Annotated in this window: 17 protein-coding genes and 1 pseudogene; 13 read left to right on the top strand and 5 right to left on the bottom strand. The window is 68.3% G+C overall.

What is annotated here, in order from left to right:
• Positions 1-237: 237 nt before the first annotated feature.
• Together ACPCUW_RS13535 and ACPCUW_RS13530 are read right to left on the bottom strand one after the other, a co-directional pair.
• On the bottom strand, positions 238-651 hold the full coding sequence (locus ACPCUW_RS13535) for a cobalamin-dependent protein (RefSeq protein WP_030514574.1): 414 nt from the start codon (positions 649-651) through the stop codon (positions 238-240).
• Entirely contained in the window at positions 651-2,228 is a 1,578-nt protein-coding gene (locus tag ACPCUW_RS13530) for a methylmalonyl-CoA mutase family protein (protein WP_423425107.1), read from the bottom strand. The genes ACPCUW_RS13535 and ACPCUW_RS13530 overlap by 1 nt, the downstream gene beginning before the upstream one ends.
• A gap of 74 nt (positions 2,229-2,302) precedes the next feature.
• Between ACPCUW_RS13530 and ACPCUW_RS13525 the strand changes: the two genes are divergently transcribed.
• The 8 genes from ACPCUW_RS13525 to ACPCUW_RS13490 all read left to right on the top strand — a co-directional run bounded on the left by ACPCUW_RS13525 (position 2,303) and on the right by ACPCUW_RS13490 (position 10,203).
• Entirely contained in the window at positions 2,303-3,127 is an 825-nt protein-coding gene (locus tag ACPCUW_RS13525; protein WP_423425105.1) for an SDR family oxidoreductase, read from the top strand.
• Positions 3,128-3,185: 58 nt separating this feature from the next.
• The gene (locus tag ACPCUW_RS13520) at positions 3,186-3,404 is read left to right on the top strand and encodes a hypothetical protein (RefSeq protein ID WP_030514577.1); all 219 of its coding nucleotides are present in this window, start codon (positions 3,186-3,188) and stop codon (positions 3,402-3,404) included.
• 41 nt (positions 3,405-3,445) lie between these two features.
• Entirely contained in the window at positions 3,446-4,942 is a 1,497-nt protein-coding gene (locus ACPCUW_RS13515; protein WP_423425386.1) for a CoA-acylating methylmalonate-semialdehyde dehydrogenase, read from the top strand.
• Between the two features lie 65 nt (positions 4,943-5,007).
• Complete coding sequence (locus tag ACPCUW_RS13510; protein WP_423425104.1) at positions 5,008-6,300, top strand: TetR family transcriptional regulator; 1,293 nt, start codon at positions 5,008-5,010, stop codon at positions 6,298-6,300.
• A 272-nt stretch (positions 6,301-6,572) separates the two neighbouring features.
• On the top strand, positions 6,573-7,664 hold the full coding sequence (locus ACPCUW_RS13505) for an amidohydrolase family protein (RefSeq protein ID WP_423425103.1): 1,092 nt from the start codon (positions 6,573-6,575) through the stop codon (positions 7,662-7,664).
• A gap of 27 nt (positions 7,665-7,691) precedes the next feature.
• Entirely contained in the window at positions 7,692-8,846 is a 1,155-nt protein-coding gene (locus ACPCUW_RS13500; protein WP_423425101.1) for an amidohydrolase family protein, read from the top strand.
• Between the two features lies 1 nt (position 8,847).
• Entirely contained in the window at positions 8,848-9,243 is a 396-nt protein-coding gene (locus tag ACPCUW_RS13495; protein WP_030514582.1) for a Rieske (2Fe-2S) protein, read from the top strand.
• Positions 9,244-9,345: 102 nt separating this feature from the next.
• Positions 9,346-10,203, top strand: a complete 858-nt coding sequence (locus ACPCUW_RS13490) for an alpha/beta fold hydrolase (RefSeq protein WP_104389903.1) — start codon at positions 9,346-9,348, stop codon at positions 10,201-10,203.
• A gap of 62 nt (positions 10,204-10,265) precedes the next feature.
• Here the strand turns inward: ACPCUW_RS13490 and ACPCUW_RS13485 are convergent, their stop codons facing one another.
• The gene (locus tag ACPCUW_RS13485; protein WP_423425098.1) at positions 10,266-10,739 is read right to left on the bottom strand and encodes a hypothetical protein; all 474 of its coding nucleotides are present in this window, start codon (positions 10,737-10,739) and stop codon (positions 10,266-10,268) included.
• 74 nt (positions 10,740-10,813) lie between these two features.
• Between ACPCUW_RS13485 and ACPCUW_RS13480 the strand changes: the two genes are divergently transcribed.
• Together ACPCUW_RS13480 and ACPCUW_RS13475 are read left to right on the top strand one after the other, a co-directional pair.
• The gene (locus ACPCUW_RS13480; RefSeq protein ID WP_423425096.1) at positions 10,814-12,106 is read left to right on the top strand and encodes an NADH-ubiquinone oxidoreductase-F iron-sulfur binding region domain-containing protein; all 1,293 of its coding nucleotides are present in this window, start codon (positions 10,814-10,816) and stop codon (positions 12,104-12,106) included.
• A pseudogene (locus tag ACPCUW_RS13475) lies at positions 12,103-12,303 on the top strand (ferredoxin); the annotation flags it as partial. The gene ACPCUW_RS13480 and the pseudogene ACPCUW_RS13475, both read left to right, overlap by 4 nt.
• Positions 12,304-12,318: 15 nt before the next feature.
• On the opposite strand, the gene ACPCUW_RS13470 reads toward ACPCUW_RS13475, so the two are convergent.
• Both ACPCUW_RS13470 and ACPCUW_RS13465 read right to left on the bottom strand, forming a co-directional pair.
• A complete protein-coding gene (locus ACPCUW_RS13470) occupies positions 12,319-12,591 on the bottom strand; it encodes a hypothetical protein (RefSeq protein ID WP_063013907.1) in 273 nt (90 codons plus the stop codon).
• Between the two features lie 167 nt (positions 12,592-12,758).
• Positions 12,759-13,499 (bottom strand): enoyl-CoA hydratase/isomerase family protein, encoded by a 741-nt coding sequence (locus ACPCUW_RS13465; protein ID WP_423425384.1) that lies wholly within the window; start codon positions 13,497-13,499, stop codon positions 12,759-12,761.
• A 110-nt stretch (positions 13,500-13,609) separates the two neighbouring features.
• Here ACPCUW_RS13465 and ACPCUW_RS13460 point away from each other — a divergent pair, with 110 nt between their 5' ends.
• The 3 genes from ACPCUW_RS13460 to ACPCUW_RS13450 are packed head-to-tail and all read left to right on the top strand — an operon-like array spanning position 13,610 to position 17,825.
• Positions 13,610-15,163, top strand: a complete 1,554-nt coding sequence (locus ACPCUW_RS13460) for an AMP-binding protein (protein ID WP_104405865.1) — start codon at positions 13,610-13,612, stop codon at positions 15,161-15,163.
• Positions 15,164-15,198: 35 nt separating this feature from the next.
• On the top strand, positions 15,199-16,380 hold the full coding sequence (locus tag ACPCUW_RS13455; RefSeq protein ID WP_305780466.1) for an amidohydrolase family protein: 1,182 nt from the start codon (positions 15,199-15,201) through the stop codon (positions 16,378-16,380).
• Positions 16,377-17,825 (top strand): FadD3 family acyl-CoA ligase, encoded by a 1,449-nt coding sequence (locus ACPCUW_RS13450; RefSeq protein ID WP_423425094.1) that lies wholly within the window; start codon positions 16,377-16,379, stop codon positions 17,823-17,825. The genes ACPCUW_RS13455 and ACPCUW_RS13450 overlap by 4 nt, the downstream gene beginning before the upstream one ends.
• The last annotated feature ends 58 nt before the right edge of the window (positions 17,826-17,883 follow it).

Genomic DNA, 17,883 nt, shown 5'->3' with positions numbered 1-17,883 from the left:
CCTGAACAGAACTCGCCTGCTCAGACTATGTCAGCTGGGACCGTGCTCAACCTGTGAAAAGGGGCACGAGTTCATTACAGGCCGCCGTCCAGCACGCGTCCTGGGCGTCCATCGGCCACGTTCGGCACCCGAAATGCCCGGACCGCCCGTTCTCGGACGCTCGCACGTGCGTGTCCGTGACCGGTGCGACGCCGCCCCTTCGCCCGGCCGTGACCTGCGGTGTGCGGTGGATCGCGGTCATCTCGGCTCGGCCGGGCCCGCCACCGTCGCGGTCAGCGCGCGGATCTCGCGCACCAGGTGATCCAGCGGGGTGCCGGTCGGAAACACCGCCGCCGCGCCCGCCTCGAGGAGTTTCGGCACATCGGCCTGCGGGATGGTGCCGCCGACCACGACCGCGATATCCGCGGCGTCGGCGGCGCGCAATCCCTCCACCACCTTGGTGGTGAGTCCGAGGTGCGCGCCCGAGAGAATGCTCAGCCCCACCACCGCCACATCCTCGGCCACCGCGATCGACACGATCTCCTCGACGCGGCGGCGGATGCCGGTGTAGACGACCTCGAAACCGGCGTCGCGCAGTGTGCGCGCGACGATCTTCGCACCACGATCGTGGCCGTCCAGGCCCGGTTTCGCGACCAGTACGCGCGCGGGCATCAGAACACCACCGGCTGGCGGAATTCGCCCCACACCGATTTCAGCGCGGCGGTCATCTCCCCCACCGTGCAGTAGGCGTTGGCGCAGTCGATGAGCCGATGCATCAGATTCTCGTCTCCCTCGGCGGCGCGCGACAGCGCCGACAGCGTGGTGGCGACCGCGCCGGAATCCCGGTCCGCCTTGACCTTGGCCAGTCGCTTCAATTGCAGATCCCTTCCCGCGGCATCCAATTCGTAGGTGCCGATCTCGGGTGCGGGTTCGTCGGAGGTGAATCGGTTGACCCCGACGATCGGGCGCGCGCCGGATTCGATGTCCTGGTGGGCGCGGTAGGCCTCGTCGGCGATCAGGCCCTGCAGATAGCCGTCCTCGATGCAGCGGACCATGCCGCCGTGCGCGTCGAGATCGGCGATGATCTCGACGATCCGCTCCTCGGTCGCATCGGTGAGCGCCTCGACGAAATAGGACCCGCCCAGTGGATCGGCCACCCGCGTGACACCGGTTTCGTAGGCAAGGATCTGCTGGGTGCGCAGCGCCAGTGTCGCCGACTCCTCGCTGGGCAGCGCGAACGGCTCGTCCCAGGCGGCGGTGAACATCGACTGCACCCCGCCCAGGACGGAGGCCATCGCCTCGTAGGCCACGCGCACCAGATTGTTCTGCGCCTGGGGCGCGTAGAGCGAGGCGCCGCCGGAGACGCAGCCGAACCGGAACATCGACGCGCGATCGGTCGTCGCGCCGTAGCGTTCCCGCACCAGCGTGGCCCACCGCCGCCGTCCGGCACGGTATTTCGCGATCTCCTCGAAGAAGTCGCCGTGGGTGTAGAAGAAGAACGAGATCTGCGGCGCGAAGTCGTCGATACTCATGCGGCCGCGTTCGACGACGGTATCGCAATAGGTGACTCCGTCGGCGAGGGTGAACGCCATCTCCTGCACCGCGGTCGCGCCCGCGTCGCGAAAGTGGGCGCCCGCCACCGAGATCGCGTTGAACCGCGGCACCTCGGCGGCACAGAATTCGATCGTGTCGGCGATCAACCGCAGGGAGGGCTGCGCCGGCCAGATCCAGGTGCCCCGCGACGCGTACTCCTTGAGGATGTCGTTCTGGATGGTGCCGGTGAGTTTTTCGCGGGCGACGCCCTGGCGTTCGGCGGCGGCCACGTAGAACGCCAGCAGGATCGCGGCGGTGCCGTTGATGGTGAAGCTGGTGCTGATCTTGTCCAGCGGAATCGAGGCGAACAGAACCTCGGCGTCGGCGAGGGTGTCCACCGCCACGCCGACCCGTCCGACCTCCTCGCTCACCTCGGGATCGTCGGAGTCGTAACCACATTGGGTCGGCAGGTCCAGCGCGACCGAGAGTCCGGTGCCACCCTGATCGAGCAGATAGCGGTAGCGGCGATTGGATTCCTCGGCGGTGCCGAACCCCGAGTACTGCCGGAAGGTCCACAGCCGCCCGCGGTAGCCGGTGCCGAAATTGCCTCGGGTGAAGGGATATTCGCCCGGCGGGGACGGTTCGGCGACACGATCGCCCGGGCCGTAGACCGGGGCGAGCGGGATGCCGGAGGAGGTCTGGACGTCGTCGTTCATCCTTGAATACGTTACTTGCAAAAAAAGAGAATGCCAATACCATCAGAGGCGAACGACTGATTTCGAGGAGCGTCATGCCCGCATATCCGTTGGCCGGCCGCACCATGGTCGTCTCCGGCGCAAGCCGCGGGATCGGCCTCGCCATCGCCGTCGCCGCGGCCGCCCGGAGCGCGAATATCGTGCTGCTGGCCAAGACCGCGCAACCGCATCCGAAACTGCCGGGCACCGTGCACACCGCCGTGGCCGAGATCGAGGCCGCTGGCGGGAAGGCCGTCGCGGTGGTGGGCGATGTGCGGCGCGAGGAGGATGTGCGGCGCGCGGCGCAGACGGCGGTCGACCGCTTCGGCGGCATCGATATCTGCGTCAACAACGCCAGTGCGATCGCGGTGCAGCCGACCGACTCACTTCCGGCCAAACGCTTCGACCTGATGCAGGAGATCAACGTGCGCGGCACCTTCCTGCTCACCCAGGCCTGCCTGCCGGCGCTGCGCGAGGCGCCCGAGGCCCATGTGCTGACCATCTCGCCGCCACTGAACCTCAGCCCTCGCTGGCTGGGCGCGCATCCCGCCTACACCCAGTCCAAATACGCGATGACGCTGTTGTCGCTCGGCTGGGCCACCGAATTCGCCGAGGCGGCGATCGGGGTGAACTGCCTGTGGCCGCAGACCTACATCGCGACCTCGGCGGTGGCGAATATGGCCGACGGGTCCGACCTGCTCGCCTCGGCGCGCGATCCGCGCATCATGGGCGATGCCGCCGCCGAAATCCTTTCCCGGCCCGCGAAATACACCACCGGCAACTGCTACATCGACGCCGAGGTACTCATCGAATCCGGAGTCCGCGACCTGTCGGGCTACGGGGGCGGGGAGCGGCCGATCCCGGACCTGTTCCTCGGCTGACCGCACGACCTACGCGAATCCCCTGCCGCACAACTCAACTCGTGACCCGGAGGTACTGATGCAGCCGCCCGTCGATATCGCGGTCCGCCAGATACTGGATTACTTCGGCACCTGCCCGCGCTGCGGCTACGCCGCGGAGGCGGTGCGCACCGTCCGCACCTTCGCCGACCATCGCCGCGAGATCGAGATCACCGCCAGCTGCGGCCTGCCCTGCGGCTGGTACGGCGCGGCGCCGCTGACCACCATGACCGGTGCGCACGCGGGGGTCCGGTCGTGACCGGCACGATCGAACCGACCGCCGCCACGGACGTCGCGCACATCGGCCACTGGATCGACGGCGGCCTCCGGCCCGGCGTCGCCGCGCGCACCGCCCCGGTGACCGATCCCGCCACCGGACGGGTCACGGGCGCGGTCGCCATGGCCGGGCCCGAGGAGGTCCGCGCCGCCGTCGAGTCCGCGGCGGCCGCCTTCCCGGGCTGGCGCGACACCTCGCTGACCCGGCGCACCTCGATCGTGTTCCGCTTCCGCGAACTGCTCAACGCCCGCAAATCCGAACTGGCCGACCTGATCACCGCCGAACACGGCAAGGTGTTCTCCGACGCCCTCGGTGAGGTCTCGCGCGGTCAGGAAGTGGTCGAATTCGCCTGCGGAATACCGCATCTGGTGGAGGGCGGGTTCACGCAGAACGTCTCCACCGGCGTGGACGCGTACTCGGTGCGAGCCCCGCTCGGTCCGGTCGCGATCATCTCGCCGTTCAACTTCCCGGCCATGGTGCCGATGTGGTTCTTCCCGCTGGCGGTCGCCACCGGCAATACCGTCGTGCTCAAACCCAGTGAGAAGGATCCGTCCGCAGCGCTGTGGCTGGCGAAGCTGTGGGAGGAGGCGGGACTGCCGCCCGGCGTCTTCAACGTCGTGCAGGGCGACAAGGAGGCCGTGGACGCGCTGTTGACCGAACCGGCGATCAAGGCCGTCTCCTTCGTGGGCTCCACTCCGATCGCCGAGTACGTCTACGCCACCGCCACCGCGACCGGCAAGCGGGTCCAGGCCCTCGGCGGCGCCAAGAACCATGCGGTGATCCTTCCCGACGCCGATCTGGACCTGGCCGCGGACGCGCTGGTCAATGCCGGATACGGGTCGGCCGGAGAACGGTGCATGGCCATCTCGGTGGCCGTCGCGGTCGGCGATATCGCCGACGAGCTGGTAGCCCGGGTGGCCGAGCGCACTCGCGGCCTGCGCCTCGGCGACGGGCACGGTGAGGCCGATATGGGACCGCTGGTCACCCGCGCGCACCGCGACAAGGTGGCCACCGCCGTCGATACCGCCGAGGCCGAGGGCGCCCGCATCGTCGTCGACGGCCGCGGCGATATCGGCACCGCCGACACCGAAATCGATGTGTCCCAGGGCTTCTGGCTCGGACCGACGCTGCTCGACCACGTGACCCCGGAGATGGCCGCCTATCGCGAGGAGATCTTCGGCCCGGTCCTCGCGGTGGTGCGAGTCGACGGATACGAGCAGGCCCTCGAGCTGATCAACGGCAACCCCTACGGCAACGGAACCGCGATCTTCACCAACGACGGCGGCGCGGCCCGGCGCTTCCAGTACGAGGTCGAGGTGGGGATGGTCGGCATCAACGTCCCCATTCCGGTTCCCATGGCCTACTACAGTTTCGGCGGCTGGAAGAACTCGCTGTTCGGTGACACGCACGCGCACGGCGTACAAGGTGTGCACTTCTTCACCCGCACCAAGGCCGTGACCAGCCGGTGGCTCGATCCGAGCCACGGCGGGCTGAATCTGGGCTTCCCGCGCAACGACTGACCACCCGGAGGGCACGCGCTCCGGGCCGCGTCGTACGGGTCGCGGAGATCGGTCACACTGAGCAGATGCCACGATCACAGTCCACCGCGCCGGTTCCCGCTCGCGCCGACAGCGTGCGGCGGACCGAGATCCTGCGCGCGGCCGCGGAACTGTTCGCCTCCGCGGGGTACGCCGGGACGAATGTGAAGGACGTCGCCGACGCCTGCGGCATCCTGCCCGGCAGTCTCTACCACCACTTCGAATCGAAGGAAGCGATCGCGGTCGAACTGCTCGAGCGTTACCACGCGGCGCTGGATGCCGTGGCCCGGTCGGCGCCGCCGCCGTCGGCGATCACCGGCGCCGACCGGGCCTTCGACGTTGTGAACGGCTACGCCACCGCCCTCGCCGCCTGCGCGCTGGAACACCGCGCGGCACTGCAGTTGTCGATCTACGAACCGCACACCGGCGCCGGCACCGCGCTCGTCGCGCTCGCCGCCGACCCACCCTCCGCACCGACGACAGCCATGCGCGCCCTGCTCGACGCCGCGGCGGATCACGGCTACCTCACCGCGGCCGTGGACCGTTCCGTGCTGGCCGAACAGCTGTGCCAGACCATGTTGCACATCGGCCTGTCGGTCCTGCATCGCGAGAATTCCGCCGACCGCGTCGCCACGGTGGTGTGCCGCCTGCTGCTCGACGGCCTGCCCGCCGTGCCGGCCTCGCCCGCCGCGCTCGATCGCTCCGCGGCCCTGCGCGCCGCGCGCGAGAGCATCGCCACCTGGGCGAATCCCGACGACACCGGCGACGACGACCGCACCGCCCGGCTGCGCGCGGTGGCACGCGCGGAGTTCGCCCGCCGCGGTTACGAGGCGACCACCATGCGCGATATCGCCACCGCCGCCGGAATGGGCGCGGGCAGCGTGTACCGGACCGTGGAATCGAAACAGGCGCTGCTGGATTCGATCATGGGGTCCTTCCACGACGAGATTTCGCGCGCCTACGCCGCGGTGGTCGGCACCGACAGCTCCGCCGTCGCCAAACTCGACGCGCTGACCTGGATCAATCTCAACGCCCTGCGGCGTTTCGACCTCGAGTTCGCGATCCAGCGCGCGTGGTTCCGGTCCACTCCCCCCGACACCAGCGACGTGATCGAGGTCCTGCGCTCTCGCGCACGTCAGATCGCGACCGTCGTCGACCAGGGCCGAGCCGACGGCGAGATCACCATCGAGGGCATCACCAAAAGCCGGCTGTCGGCGTGTGTGCGCGACCTGATCTGGATGCCTCCGCCGGTGGTCGCGCGCGTGGGAATCGATGCGGCACACGCACATTCCCGCGCGACTCTGCTGTGCGGCGCCACTCGCACCGCCCCCGCCGCCTGACCGCCGGACGGCGGCCCTTGTGCGCCGGGCGGGTTTCGACGTACAGTTGCGGAACAAATATTTGGTTCGCGCATTCGCTCCGGCGAACGCGCACCGGTCCGTCCGCCGCACAGCTTTCCGGGCACTCTCCCCCACCGCCGGGCCGACGGCAGTCCGCGAACGCATTCGAATTCCCGCAACGGAGCCCGCATGATCGACCATCCCGAGCCGGAACGTTCCGCCTCGCCGAGACCGAATCCCGCAGCTGCGCGGCATTTCCCGCAGGAGGGCCGATGATCACTCTCCCCGACGGCAGCACCAGCCCACTGATCGATGCGAGCGTGCACATCTTCTTCCAGGGCAACCCCGAACTGCGCACCTGGCTGCGCGAGCCGTACAGCGCTCGCGGCTATCCGGATGTCGAGATGGACTGGTACGGCGCGCCCGGCGGTGAATACGCCCCGGGCACCGTCCTGTCCGAGGGCGGATATCCCGGCTCCGAGCCCGATGCCGTGGGGCAGGTGCTCTTCGGCGAGCGCGGGACCGACATCGCCGTCCTGCATCCGATGACCCGCGGCATCATGCCCGACCGCCATCTGGGGACCGCGATCGCGAGCGCGCACAACGAGATGATGATCTCGCGCTGGCTGGACTCCGGCACCTACGCCGACCGCTACCGAGGCACGCTGCGGGTGAATCCGGAGGACATCTCCGGCGCGGTCCGCGAGATCGAACGCTGGGGCTCCCATCCGCGCGTCGTGCAGATCGGCATTCCGCTGCAGTCGCGCGAACTCTACGGAAAGCCACAGTTCTGGCCCCTGTGGGAGGCCGCGGCGGCCGCGCGGCTGCCGGTCGCGGTGCATATCGAATCCGGTTCGGGCGTGGCCTATCCGCCCACCCCGTCCGGACATCCGCGCACCTACGAGCAGTACCTCGGCTTCATGGCGCTGAATTATCTGTACCACCAGATGAACATGATCGCCGAGGGCGTGTTCGAACGCTTTCCCGATCTGCGCTTCGTGTGGGCCGACGGCGCCGCCGACCTGCTCACCCCGATGATGTGGCGGATGGACACCTTCGGCCGTCCGCACCTCGAGCAGACGCCGTGGGCGCCGCGCATGCCCAGCGACTATCTCCCCGGCTCGATCTACTTCGTCCAGGGCCGGCTCGACGGGCCCGGCGATGTCGAATTCGCCGGAGACTGGCTGGAATTTACCGGCAAGGACGACATGGTGATGTTCGGCTCGAGCTATCCGCACTGGCAACTCGACGATCCGGCGCGGCTGCCGTCGGCGCTCACTCCCGCCCAGCGCGAGAAGCTGCTGTGGCGCAATGCCGCCGGACTGTACGGCATCGACATTCCCGCCGCGCCGACGACGCGGTAACCGGTATCGGAATCGAAAGGGATACCCATGACGCAGGCGAATACCGATGTACGCGAACGGATTCCGAGCCCCGATCGGGTCGCGGTCCGGGTGGTCGACTCCGACGTCCACCCGGTGCCTCGGCCGGGACGGCTCGCCGAACTCTACCCGGAGCCGTTCCGCAGCAAGTATTTCCTCAACCACCACGTCGGCAGCACCATCTTCTACGACGCCCCCGACTTCGCCTACGCCTACGCGATGCGGGTGGACGCCTTCACACCCGACGGCGGTTTCCCGGGTAGCGATCCCGACACGCTGTTCCGGCAGCTCATCATGGGCGCCGGCTCCGATATCGCCATCCTCGAGCCGGGCCTGCACCAGGCCCGGCTGCCGGAGGCGACCTCGGCGGCCGCGGCGGCGGTCAACACCTGGCTGGATCAGGACTGGCTCGACGGTCACAACAACTGGCATCAGCGCTATCGCGGTTCCATCAGCGCCGCGGCCGAGGACCCGGCCGGCGCGGTCCGCGAAATCGAGAAATGGGCCGGACATCCGTATATGGCGCAGATCCTCATTCGCGCCGAACCGCGGCCGGCGTGGGGCGATCCGATGTACGACCCGGTGTGGGCGGCCGCGGTGAAGCACGACCTGCCGGTGGCCTGCCACCTCTCCCGCGGGAATTTCGAGATGCTGCCGATGCCGCCGGTGGGATATCCCAGCTACAACCACGATTTCATGGTCACCTACTCGCTGCTGGCGATGAATCAGGTGATGAGCCTGATCTTCGACGGCGTCTTCGACCGCTTCCCGGCGTTGCGGATCATCCTGGTCGAGCATGCGTTCACCTGGATCCTGCCGCTGATGTGGCGGATGGACGCGATCTACGAGGCGCGCAAAGCGTGGGTCGAGATCAAGCGCAAGCCGTCGGAATACGTCAAGGAGCACATCAAGTTCACCACCCAGCCCCTGGACTATCCCGAGGACAAGACGGAATTGACCCGGGCGCTGGAATGGATGGAGGCGGACAGGATTCTGTTGTTCTCCTCGGACTATCCGCACTGGACCTTCGACGATCCGCGCTGGCTGGTCAAACATCTGCCCGAGCACACCCGCGAGCCGGTGATGTTCGGCAACGGGCTGAAAACCTACGCCAACCTGCCCGATACCGTGCCGGTATTGCCCGGGCAAGTGCGGGTGTTCTGAGATGAGCGACGATCTCGCGGCCACCCCGCGGCTGCCGCAGGGGCGTGAGCACGCCGTCGCCACCGTCGACGAAATTCCGCCCGGGACACATAAACTCGTGCCGATCGGCCGCCACGGGGTCGGCGTCTACAACGTCGACGGCACCTTCTACGCCATCGCCAATTACTGTCCGCACGAGGGCGGCCCGCTGTGTTCGGGCCGCACCCGGGGACTGACCGCGGTCGACGAATCGGTTCCCGGTGACGCGGTCAGTGTGCGCGGCGGCGAATACATCTACTGCCCGTGGCACCAGTGGGGATTCGAATTGGCCACCGGCACCACCGCGGTGAAACCGGAATGGAGTATCCGCACCTATCCCGTGCGGGTAGTCGGCAACGACGTTCTGGTCACGGCCTGATGGGTCAGCGCCCGGAGGCGGCAACGAAGTGTCACCACGTAGGGCGCCCCATCAGGCGACGAATAGCGCAGCTCGATCCGACACAGACGAGGAGGTCTGTCCATGCCGATCGCCGAAATCCGCGGTGGTGAGGTCTATTACGAAATTCTGGGAGAGTCCGGTCCGCTGATCGTGCTCACTCCCGGTGGCCGGTTCAGCATCGAAATTCCGGGGTTGCGGCCGCTGGCCGAGGCCCTGGTCGCCGGTGGCCACCGGGTCCTGCTGTGGGACCGGCCCAACTGCGGCCGCAGTGAGGTCGCGTTCTGGGGTCCCACGGAATCGCATATGCGCGCCGAGGTGCTGCACGATCTGCTCGTGCATCTGGACACGGGTCCGGTGATCATCGCCGGCGGCTCCGGCGGTGCGCGGGATTCCATTCTGACGGCGATGCTGTATCCGGAGATCGCGACGAAGCTGATCGTGTGGAATATCGTCGGCGGCAACTACGGCTTGATCGCGCTCGGTTCGCATTACATCATTCCCAACATCACCGCGGCGAAGATCAAGGGCATCGAGGGCCTGATCGAACTGCCGGAATGGCAGGAACGCATCCAGGACAATCCGAAGAACAAGGACCGGCTGCTGGCTCTCGACGCCGAGGAATTCCAGGCGCAGATGTTGCGCTGGCTCGACGCCTATGTTCCGAAACCGGGTCAGACGATTCCCGGGGTGACCGATTACGAGTTCTCGAAGCTGAAAATTCCGACGCTCATCATCCGGGGAGGTGAGCACGATATCGACCACCCCAAGCGGACGTCGATGGAAGTGCACTGCCTGATCGAGGGTTCGGTCCTGATCGATCCGCCGTGGCCCGAGGACGCCTGGCAGCAGGGTCAGAAGGCGCGCGCCCGGGGCGAGGGGAACATCTTCGACACCTGGGTGCTGGCCGCGCCGGCGATCCTGGACTTCGTGCGGCAGTAGCGGTGGAAATCGGCGAATCGCGGTGGGCCGGTGAGCCTCTCGCAGGCGGCTCACCGCTGTGCTCACCTGGTGACGATGACCACCTCCGAGTTGGTCGCCGCCTCGAGCGCGGTCTGGATCCGGCTCTCCGGGATGCGCTCCAGATCGGTGCGCGCCAGGCGGACGGTGAGGGTGTCGAAGCCGGCCGCGTCGCAGCTGCGATCGATCTCTCCGGTGATGCCGAATCCGGCGAGGACACCGTGGGCGTCGTCGTCGGTCCCCCGGCTGACGAAGGTGACCGCCCCGGGCCGGACGGCGGAGCCGAAGATATCGGCACACATTCCCACCGCGTGTTCGCGCACGGCGACCGTATCGTCACCGTCGATCAGCACCTGGATTTCGCGGCGGCGTGCGGGAAGCCGATCGATATCGGGTGCGGTCACCGATATTCCGGATTTCGCAGCGCGAGAGATGAGCGCGGATATCTTCTTCCCGAATTCCGCGGGCGGCAGTTCCCCGGCGGGATCCACATCGACACGAATTACTGCGGTACGCATGCCGCCGATTGTAGGCACAGCCATTTCCGCGCCGACGGTTTTCGGCGGCGGACGATATTCCGAAGGACGGATCGATGGATGCGATCGCGAATCCGATAGTCAGCGCACCACCGGGGACCGCGCCGCGAATCACCGGCGGCGAGGGCACCGAGTCGGCGGCGGCGTACCGGGCGAGCGGCGGGTACGCGCCGATCGAGGATCCGGCGCGGCTGCTCGCCGAGGTCGTCGAGTCGGGCCTGCGCGGGCGCGGCGGCGCGGGCTTCCCGCTGGGCACGAAACTGCTGTCGGTACAGCGGCATTGCGATGCCGGAGTGCGGCCGGTGGTCGTCGCAAACGGAGAGGAGGGCGAACCGGCCTCGGGGAAGGACCGCTGGTTGCTGCGCCGGCGCCCCCATCTGGTGCTGGACGGATTACGAGCCGCCGCGACGATTCTCGCCGCCGATCGCGCGGTGGTGTACGTCTCCGACGATCGGGCCGCCGAATCGGTCGCCGGCGCGCTCGCCGAGGCCGATCCCGCCGAGCTCGCGGTGCCGATGGAGATCATCACCGTCGCCGCCGGATATGTGGCCGGGGAGGAGACGGCGGCGGTCCGTGCGATCGACGGCGGGCCCGCCACACCCACCGACAAGCCGCCCCGTCCGTATGCGGCCGGCGTCGGCGGACGCCCCACGCTGGTCAGCAACGTCGAAACTCTCGCCCAGCTGGCATGGATTCACCGCTTCGGCGCGGCGGCCTTCCGTGCCGTGGGCACCGCGGACTCGCCGGGGACCTTCCTGGCCACCGTGACCGGGGGCGGGCGCGAGCCGGCGATCTACGAACTGCCGCACGGGTTTTCGTTCCGCGCCCTGCTCGAATTGCACGGCGTCGCCGCGGACCGCGTGCACGGCGCGCTGCTCGGCGGCTATTTCAACGGCCTCACCAACAGCCGCATCCTCGACGCCCGGCTCGATCACGAGACGTTGCGGGCGCTGGGGACGGGACTGGGCTGCGGCGCCGTCGCACTGCTCACGCCCGACGACTGCCCGGTCGCGGTGGCGGCGGCGGTGCTGGACTATTTCGACCGCGAGAACGCCGGTCAGTGCGGCTCGTGTTTCAACGGCACCGCGGCGATGAGCGCGGTCGCCTCCGCACTGCGCGACGGGGTCGCCGAGGCCGCCGATCTGGATAGGCTGCGCCGCTGGGCGACCGTGCTGCGCGGCCGCGGCGCCTGCGGCACCCTCGACGCGGCGACCAATGCGGCCCGGACCCTGCTCGACGAATTCCCGGATGCGGTGGCGCGCCACCGCGGCGGCGGCTGCGCGATCTGCGCGGTCACGCCGTTCGCCGCGGTCCGCCCCTTCGATGTGGAAGCGGTGACCTCGCTGTGAAGATCCGACTCGATCGCACCATCTGCGACGGCTTCGGCACCTGCGCCAAACACGCGCCGAAGTATTTCTCCCTCGACGACTGGGGCTACGCGTCCATGGAAGGTGACGGTGTCGTCGCATCCGCCGATCGCGACGGCGTGCACCGGGCACTGCTGGACTGCCCGGTGCACGCCATCACCGAAATCGACAGCGCGACCGAATAATTCGCGCCGTCAGCGCCAGGGCAGGCAGCCGGCGCTGCGCAGCCGCGAGGCCAATCCGCCGTCGATGCCCACCGGGCCACCGAATCCGCCGGCGCTCAGCGTGGGAACCAGCTGCGCGCCGAGTCCGGCGCCGATCGAACATCCGAGGAGATTGATATCCACGGTGATGATCTCCTTGGGCGGGTTGAGCCCCGAATCGTCATCGGCCGCAGCGACGCCGGCCCCCGCCACCGCGGCGACGGTCAGCGCCGTGGCGGCGAGACCGGTGGTGATGATGCGCACGTATCCTCCTTCTGCGCCGATGTGGCGCAGGTCGTTTTCCGACGGCAAACAACAACGACGGCCTGCCGGAACCAGGCCGGCGAAGCCGAAACATAGTGTTGACCGCCGCCGAATCCGGCAAACCACACCCGACGGATACAGCGGGCCGGCTCGGCGAGGAACCGGTCCTAGGCCCGCGCGGTCGCGCCGCGGGCCGAACCGCGGTTGCGCACCCGATCCGCGGCTTCCCAGTGCGCATCCGAAACCCACAGCCGGGCAAAGGCTTCCACCGCCTCGGGCGGGGTGGCGCCGGAGACCACACGCTTGATCGGCGCCGAGGCCGGATGGGCCAGCGCGGTCGCCAGTGACCGCCACTCCCGCTCGAAATCCGCCCGCGGCACCACCCGATCGACCAGGCCGTACTGCTGCGCCTCCGCGGCGGACAGTAGGGACCCGGTGCCGGCCAGCAGCAGTGCGCGGCTGCGCCCGACCAGCTTCGCGAGCCGTTCGGCTCCGCCCCAGGCGGGCATGATCGCGAGCGCCACCTGGTTGAACCCGATGGTGATGTCGTCGGCGGCGATCCGGATATCGGCGGCCACCGCGAATTCCGCACCGCCGCCGAGGGCGTGACCGTTGAGCGCCGCGACCACCGGAGCCGGGAACGCTGCCAGCCGATCGCAGATGCCGCGCATCCGCCAGGCCATCTGCGCGGCACCCTCCTCGGTGCGAATCGCGGCCAGTTGCTTGAGATCTCCGCCGGAGACGAACGCGCGCTCGCCCGCACCGCGCACGACCAGCACCTGGGCGCCGGCCGCGGCGTCGATCGCGGCATCGAGCTGATCCATCGTCTCGGGCGCGATGGCGTTGCGCGCCTGCGGACGGTTGATGGTCAGTACCGCGATCCCGCCGTCCACCTCGAGCTCGACCATCACACGTTCTCCGTTCTGGATATGTTGCTTCTCCGAATTTGAGAATATCATCTCCGTATTCGGGTCCGGTCCCGCCGGCCTTCCCATTCGTCGGGCATTGGAGCTCAGCCATGCGAAAGATCCCGCAGCAGTTGATCGATCGGTACGAGTCGCGCGGATGGTGGACGCGCGAAACCATGGGCGAGATGCTGACGCGGGGCCTGGCCGGGGCACCCGAGGTCCCGTTCCGGGTTCATTCCCAGCTGCGTCCCTGGTCGGGCACGGTGCGCGAGGTCGAGCACCTCGCCCGCCGGCTCGCCGCCGGATTGCGCCGCCGCGGTGTGGGCCCCGGCGATGTGGTCGCCTTCCAGCTACCCAACTGGATGGAGGCCGCGGCCACCTTCTGGGCCGCCTCCTTCCTCGGGGCCACCATGGTGCCGATCGTGCACTTCTACGGCCGCAAGGAAATCGGTTACATCCTCGACGCGGTGCGTCCGAAGGTGTTCGTCACCGCGGAACGCTTCGGCGCCATGGAATTTCAGCCCGATCTGTGCGCGCAGGTGCCGATCGTCGGCGTGGTGGGCCGCGACTTCGACTCCCTGCTCGACGACGAGCCGATGCCCGGAATCGTCACGGTCGCACCGGACTCCCCCGCGCTGATCGCCTTCACCTCGGGCACCACCCGCGACCCGAAGGGCGTGGTCCACAGCCATCGCACCCTCGGGTTCGAAACGCGCCAGCTCAGTGCGCATTACCCGCCCGATCTGGGCGCCCAGCTCACGGCCGCACCGGTCGGCCATTTCATCGGCATGGTCAACGCCCTGCTCATCCCGGTGCTCGACGGGACGGAGATCAACCTGGTGGATGTGTGGGATCCCGGCCGGGTGCTGGCCCTGATGTCGGAATTCGGCGCCACCGTGGCGGGCGGGGTGCCCTATTACCTCACCAGCCTGCTCGACCATCCGTCGTTCACCGACGCGCATCTGCGGCAGATGAAATACGCGGGGCTGGGCGGGAGTTCGGTGCCGGCCGCGGTGACCACCCGGCTCACCGAACTCGGCATCATCGCCTACCGCGCCTACGGCAGCACCGAACATCCGTCCATCACCGGCTCCGACTGCACGGATCCTCAGGACAAACGCCTCTACACCGACGGCTGCCCGCTGCCGGGGGTGGAGATCCGGCTCTCCGACGACGGCGAGATCTTCAGTCGCGGACCGGATCTGTGCCTGGGCTACACGGATCCGGAGTTGACCGCGGCCGCCTTCGACGACGAGGGCTGGTACCGCACCGGCGATGTCGGGCGGCTGGACGAGGACGGCTATCTCACCATCACCGACCGCACCACCGATCTGATCATCCGCGGCGGCGAGAACATCAGCGCGGTCGAGGTGGAAGACGTGCTGCACCGCATGCCCGCGGTCGCCGAAGCCGTCGTGGTCGCCGCGCCCGATGCGCGGCTCATCGAACATGCCGCCGCGGTGGTCCGGCTGCGGTCCGGCAGCACCACCCCGACCCTGGCCGACGTGCAGGCGCATCTGGCCGAGGCCGGCCTGGCCAAGCAGAAGTGGCCCGAGGAATTGCACATCGTCGACGACTTCCCCCGCACCCCGAGCGGCAAGGTCCAGAAATACCGCGTGCGCGCCGCCGTGGCCGGGCAGGACGTTGCCACGCGCAAAAACTGAGAATATGATTCTCATAACGAACAAAGGAGACTCTTATGACGAAGATCGAGCTGCCGTACCAGCTCTTCGACGCCGATAACCACCTGTACGAAACCAAAGAGGCCCTCACCCGGTACCTGCCGAAGGAGTTCGAGGGCGCCATCCAGTACGTGGAACTGGGCGGCCGCACCAAGATCGCGGTCCTCGGCCAGATCAGCGAGTACATCCCCAATCCCACCTTCGAGGTGGTCGCGCGCCCCGGCGCGATGGAGGAGTACTTCAAGAACGGCAATCCCGAGGGTAAGAGCCGCCGGGAGATCTTCGGTAAGCCGATGCGCTCGATTCCCGCGTTCCACGAGCCCGGCCCGCGCCTCGAGCTCATGAACGAGCTACAGCTCGACCGCACGCTGATGTTCCCGACCCTGGCCAGCCTCATCGAGGAGCGCATGCGCCATCACCCCGATCTCATTCACGCCGTGGTGCATTCGCTCAACCAGTGGTTGCTCGAGGAGTGGGGTTTCAACTACAAGGACCGCATCTTCACGGTGCCGGTGGTGAGCCTGCCGATCGTAGAGAAGGCGATCGAGGAGCTCGACTGGTGTGTCGAACACGGCGCCAAGGCGATTCTGGTGCGCCCGGCCCCGGTGCCTGGCCTGCGCGGGCCGCGCTCGTTCGCCCTGCCGGAATTCGACCCGTTCTGGAAGCGCGTGGTCGAGCACGACGTGCTGGTGACGATGCACTCCTCCGACAGCGGCTATTCGCGGTTCAACGCCGAATGGGAGGGCAGCAACCTCGAGATGCTGCCGTTCAAGACCAACACCTTCCGGATGACCACCGAATGGCGCCCGATCCAGGACGCCGTCGCCTCGTGGGTGTGCCACGGCGCGCTGTTCCGCCACCCCGAGCTGAAGGTGGCCGTCATCGAGAACGGTGCCTCCTGGCTGGCCCCGCTGCTCGAGAATCTGCACGATGTGTACAAGAAGGCGCCGGAGGGCTTCGGCTTCCAGGATCCGGTCGAGGCGGTCAAGCGCAGCATCCACGTCAGCCCGTTCTGGGAGGAGGATCTGCAGGCCATCGCCGATCTGATCGGGGTGGAGAACGTGCTGTTCGGCTCGGACTACCCGCACCCGGAGGGCCTGGCCGAACCGGCCCGCTACATCAACGAGATCAAAGATATGCCGCTGGCCAACCAGGAGAAGATCATGGGCGGCAACCTGGCGAGGTTGTTGAAGGTATGAGCGGTGCGGCCCGCGGTATGAGCTGGGAGACCATCCCGCAGATGGTCGCCTCCTCGGCCGATCGCTTCGGTGACGCCGAGGCGGTCGTCGACGGCGATCTGCGGCTGAGCTACACCGAACTCGTCGAGCGGGTGCGCCGGGCCGCGGGCGCCTTCGCGGAGGCCGGGGTGGGCAAGGGCGACCGGGTGGCGATCTGGGCGCCCAATTCCGCGGCCTGGATCGTGGCCGCCTTCGGCCTGCTCACCGCGGGCGGCGTGCTGGTTCCGGTCAACACCCGGTTCCAGGCGGCGGAGGCGGCGGATGTGATCGGCCGCAGCGGAGCGAAACTGCTGCTGGTACAGCAGGGCTTCCTGGGGCGAGAACTGCGCGGGCCCGACGGCGTGCCGGTGATCGACCTCGCCTCCGATTTCCTGTCCAGCGGTTCACCTTTCGAACGCGAGGTGGCCGGGACCGACATCTCCGACATCATCTACACCTCGGGCACCACCGGCCGCCCCAAGGGCGTGATGATGAACCATCGCCAGAATCTGCGGCTGTACACCGAATGGTGTGAGCTGGCGGATCTGCGCGTAGGTGACCGCTACCTGGCGGTGAATCCCTTCTTCCACACCTTCGGCTACAAGGCCGGGGTGCTGGCCTCGTTCATCCGTGGCGCCACCATCCTGCCGGTGCCGGTGTTCGATGTGGACCACGTCTGCGAACTCGTTGCGCGCGAACGGATCACGATGCTGCCCGGCCCGCCCACGCTGTACCACTCGCTGCTCGGGGCGCGCGGGCGCTACGACCTGTCGTCGCTGCGGTCCGCGGTCACCGGGGCGGCCGACATCCCGGTGGAACTGATCCGCCGGGTGAAGACCGAACTCCCGTTCCGTTCGATCATGACCGGATACGGGCTCACCGAGGCGGGTACCGCGACCGCCTCACGCCCGGGGGACACCTTCGAGCAGATCGCGACGACCGCCGGAACCCCGTGCGACGGTGTGGAAGTCCGCATCGCCGCCGACAGCGAGGTGCTGCTGCGCGGCTACACCGTCATGCAGGGCTATCTCGACGATCCCGCGGCCACGGCGGAGGCGATCGACGCCGAGGGCTGGCTGCACACCGGCGACCTCGGCGCCGTGGACGAGGGCGGCCGCTTGCGCATCATCGGACGGAAGAAGGACATGTTCATCGTCGGCGGCTTCAACGCCTATCCCGCGGAGATCGAAGGCGTGCTGCTGCAGCATCCGGCGGTGGTGCAGGCGGCGGTGATCGGCGTGCCCGACGAGCGCATGGGCCAGGTGGGCAAGGCGTTCGTCGTCGCGGACGCGCCGCTGACCGAGGCCGAGCTCATCGCCTGGAGCCGCGAGAACATGGCCGGATACAAGGTGCCGCGTGCCGTGGTGTTCCTCGACGAACTACCGCTCAACGCGACCGGAAAGGTGATGAAAGACCAGCTGCGGTAACCCGTTTCACACGCGCCGCCCCCGGATCCGGACGCCCCCGGATCCGGACGCCCCCGGG

Origin of the sequence: Nocardia sp. AB354 (assembly GCF_049538315.1) — a bacterium.
Lineage (GTDB): Bacteria > Actinomycetota > Actinomycetes > Mycobacteriales > Mycobacteriaceae > Nocardia > Nocardia nova.
The sequence above is the reverse complement of the archived record's forward strand: the minus strand, read 5'-3'. Positions and strand labels throughout refer to the sequence as shown.

Excerpts from the sequence above, each read along its gene's own strand:
- ACPCUW_RS13535 (WP_030514574.1), bottom strand. The coding sequence starts at position 651 with ATGCCCGCGCGCGTACTGGTCGCGAAACCGGGCCTGGACGGCCACGAT.
- ACPCUW_RS13530 (WP_423425107.1), bottom strand. The coding sequence starts at position 2,228 with ATGAACGACGACGTCCAGACCTCCTCCGGCATCCCGCTCGCCCCGGTC.
- ACPCUW_RS13525 (WP_423425105.1), top strand. The coding sequence starts at position 2,303 with ATGCCCGCATATCCGTTGGCCGGCCGCACCATGGTCGTCTCCGGCGCA.
- ACPCUW_RS13520 (WP_030514577.1), top strand. The coding sequence starts at position 3,186 with ATGCAGCCGCCCGTCGATATCGCGGTCCGCCAGATACTGGATTACTTC.
- ACPCUW_RS13510 (WP_423425104.1), top strand. The coding sequence starts at position 5,008 with ATGCCACGATCACAGTCCACCGCGCCGGTTCCCGCTCGCGCCGACAGC.
- ACPCUW_RS13505 (WP_423425103.1), top strand. The coding sequence starts at position 6,573 with ATGATCACTCTCCCCGACGGCAGCACCAGCCCACTGATCGATGCGAGC.
- ACPCUW_RS13500 (WP_423425101.1), top strand. The coding sequence starts at position 7,692 with ATGACGCAGGCGAATACCGATGTACGCGAACGGATTCCGAGCCCCGAT.
- ACPCUW_RS13495 (WP_030514582.1), top strand. The coding sequence starts at position 8,848 with ATGAGCGACGATCTCGCGGCCACCCCGCGGCTGCCGCAGGGGCGTGAG.
- ACPCUW_RS13490 (WP_104389903.1), top strand. The coding sequence starts at position 9,346 with ATGCCGATCGCCGAAATCCGCGGTGGTGAGGTCTATTACGAAATTCTG.
- ACPCUW_RS13485 (WP_423425098.1), bottom strand. The coding sequence starts at position 10,739 with ATGCGTACCGCAGTAATTCGTGTCGATGTGGATCCCGCCGGGGAACTG.
- ACPCUW_RS13480 (WP_423425096.1), top strand. The coding sequence starts at position 10,814 with ATGGATGCGATCGCGAATCCGATAGTCAGCGCACCACCGGGGACCGCG.
- ACPCUW_RS13465 (WP_423425384.1), bottom strand. The coding sequence starts at position 13,499 with ATGGTCGAGCTCGAGGTGGACGGCGGGATCGCGGTACTGACCATCAAC.
- ACPCUW_RS13460 (WP_104405865.1), top strand. The coding sequence starts at position 13,610 with ATGCGAAAGATCCCGCAGCAGTTGATCGATCGGTACGAGTCGCGCGGA.
- ACPCUW_RS13455 (WP_305780466.1), top strand. The coding sequence starts at position 15,199 with ATGACGAAGATCGAGCTGCCGTACCAGCTCTTCGACGCCGATAACCAC.
- ACPCUW_RS13450 (WP_423425094.1), top strand. The coding sequence starts at position 16,377 with ATGAGCGGTGCGGCCCGCGGTATGAGCTGGGAGACCATCCCGCAGATG.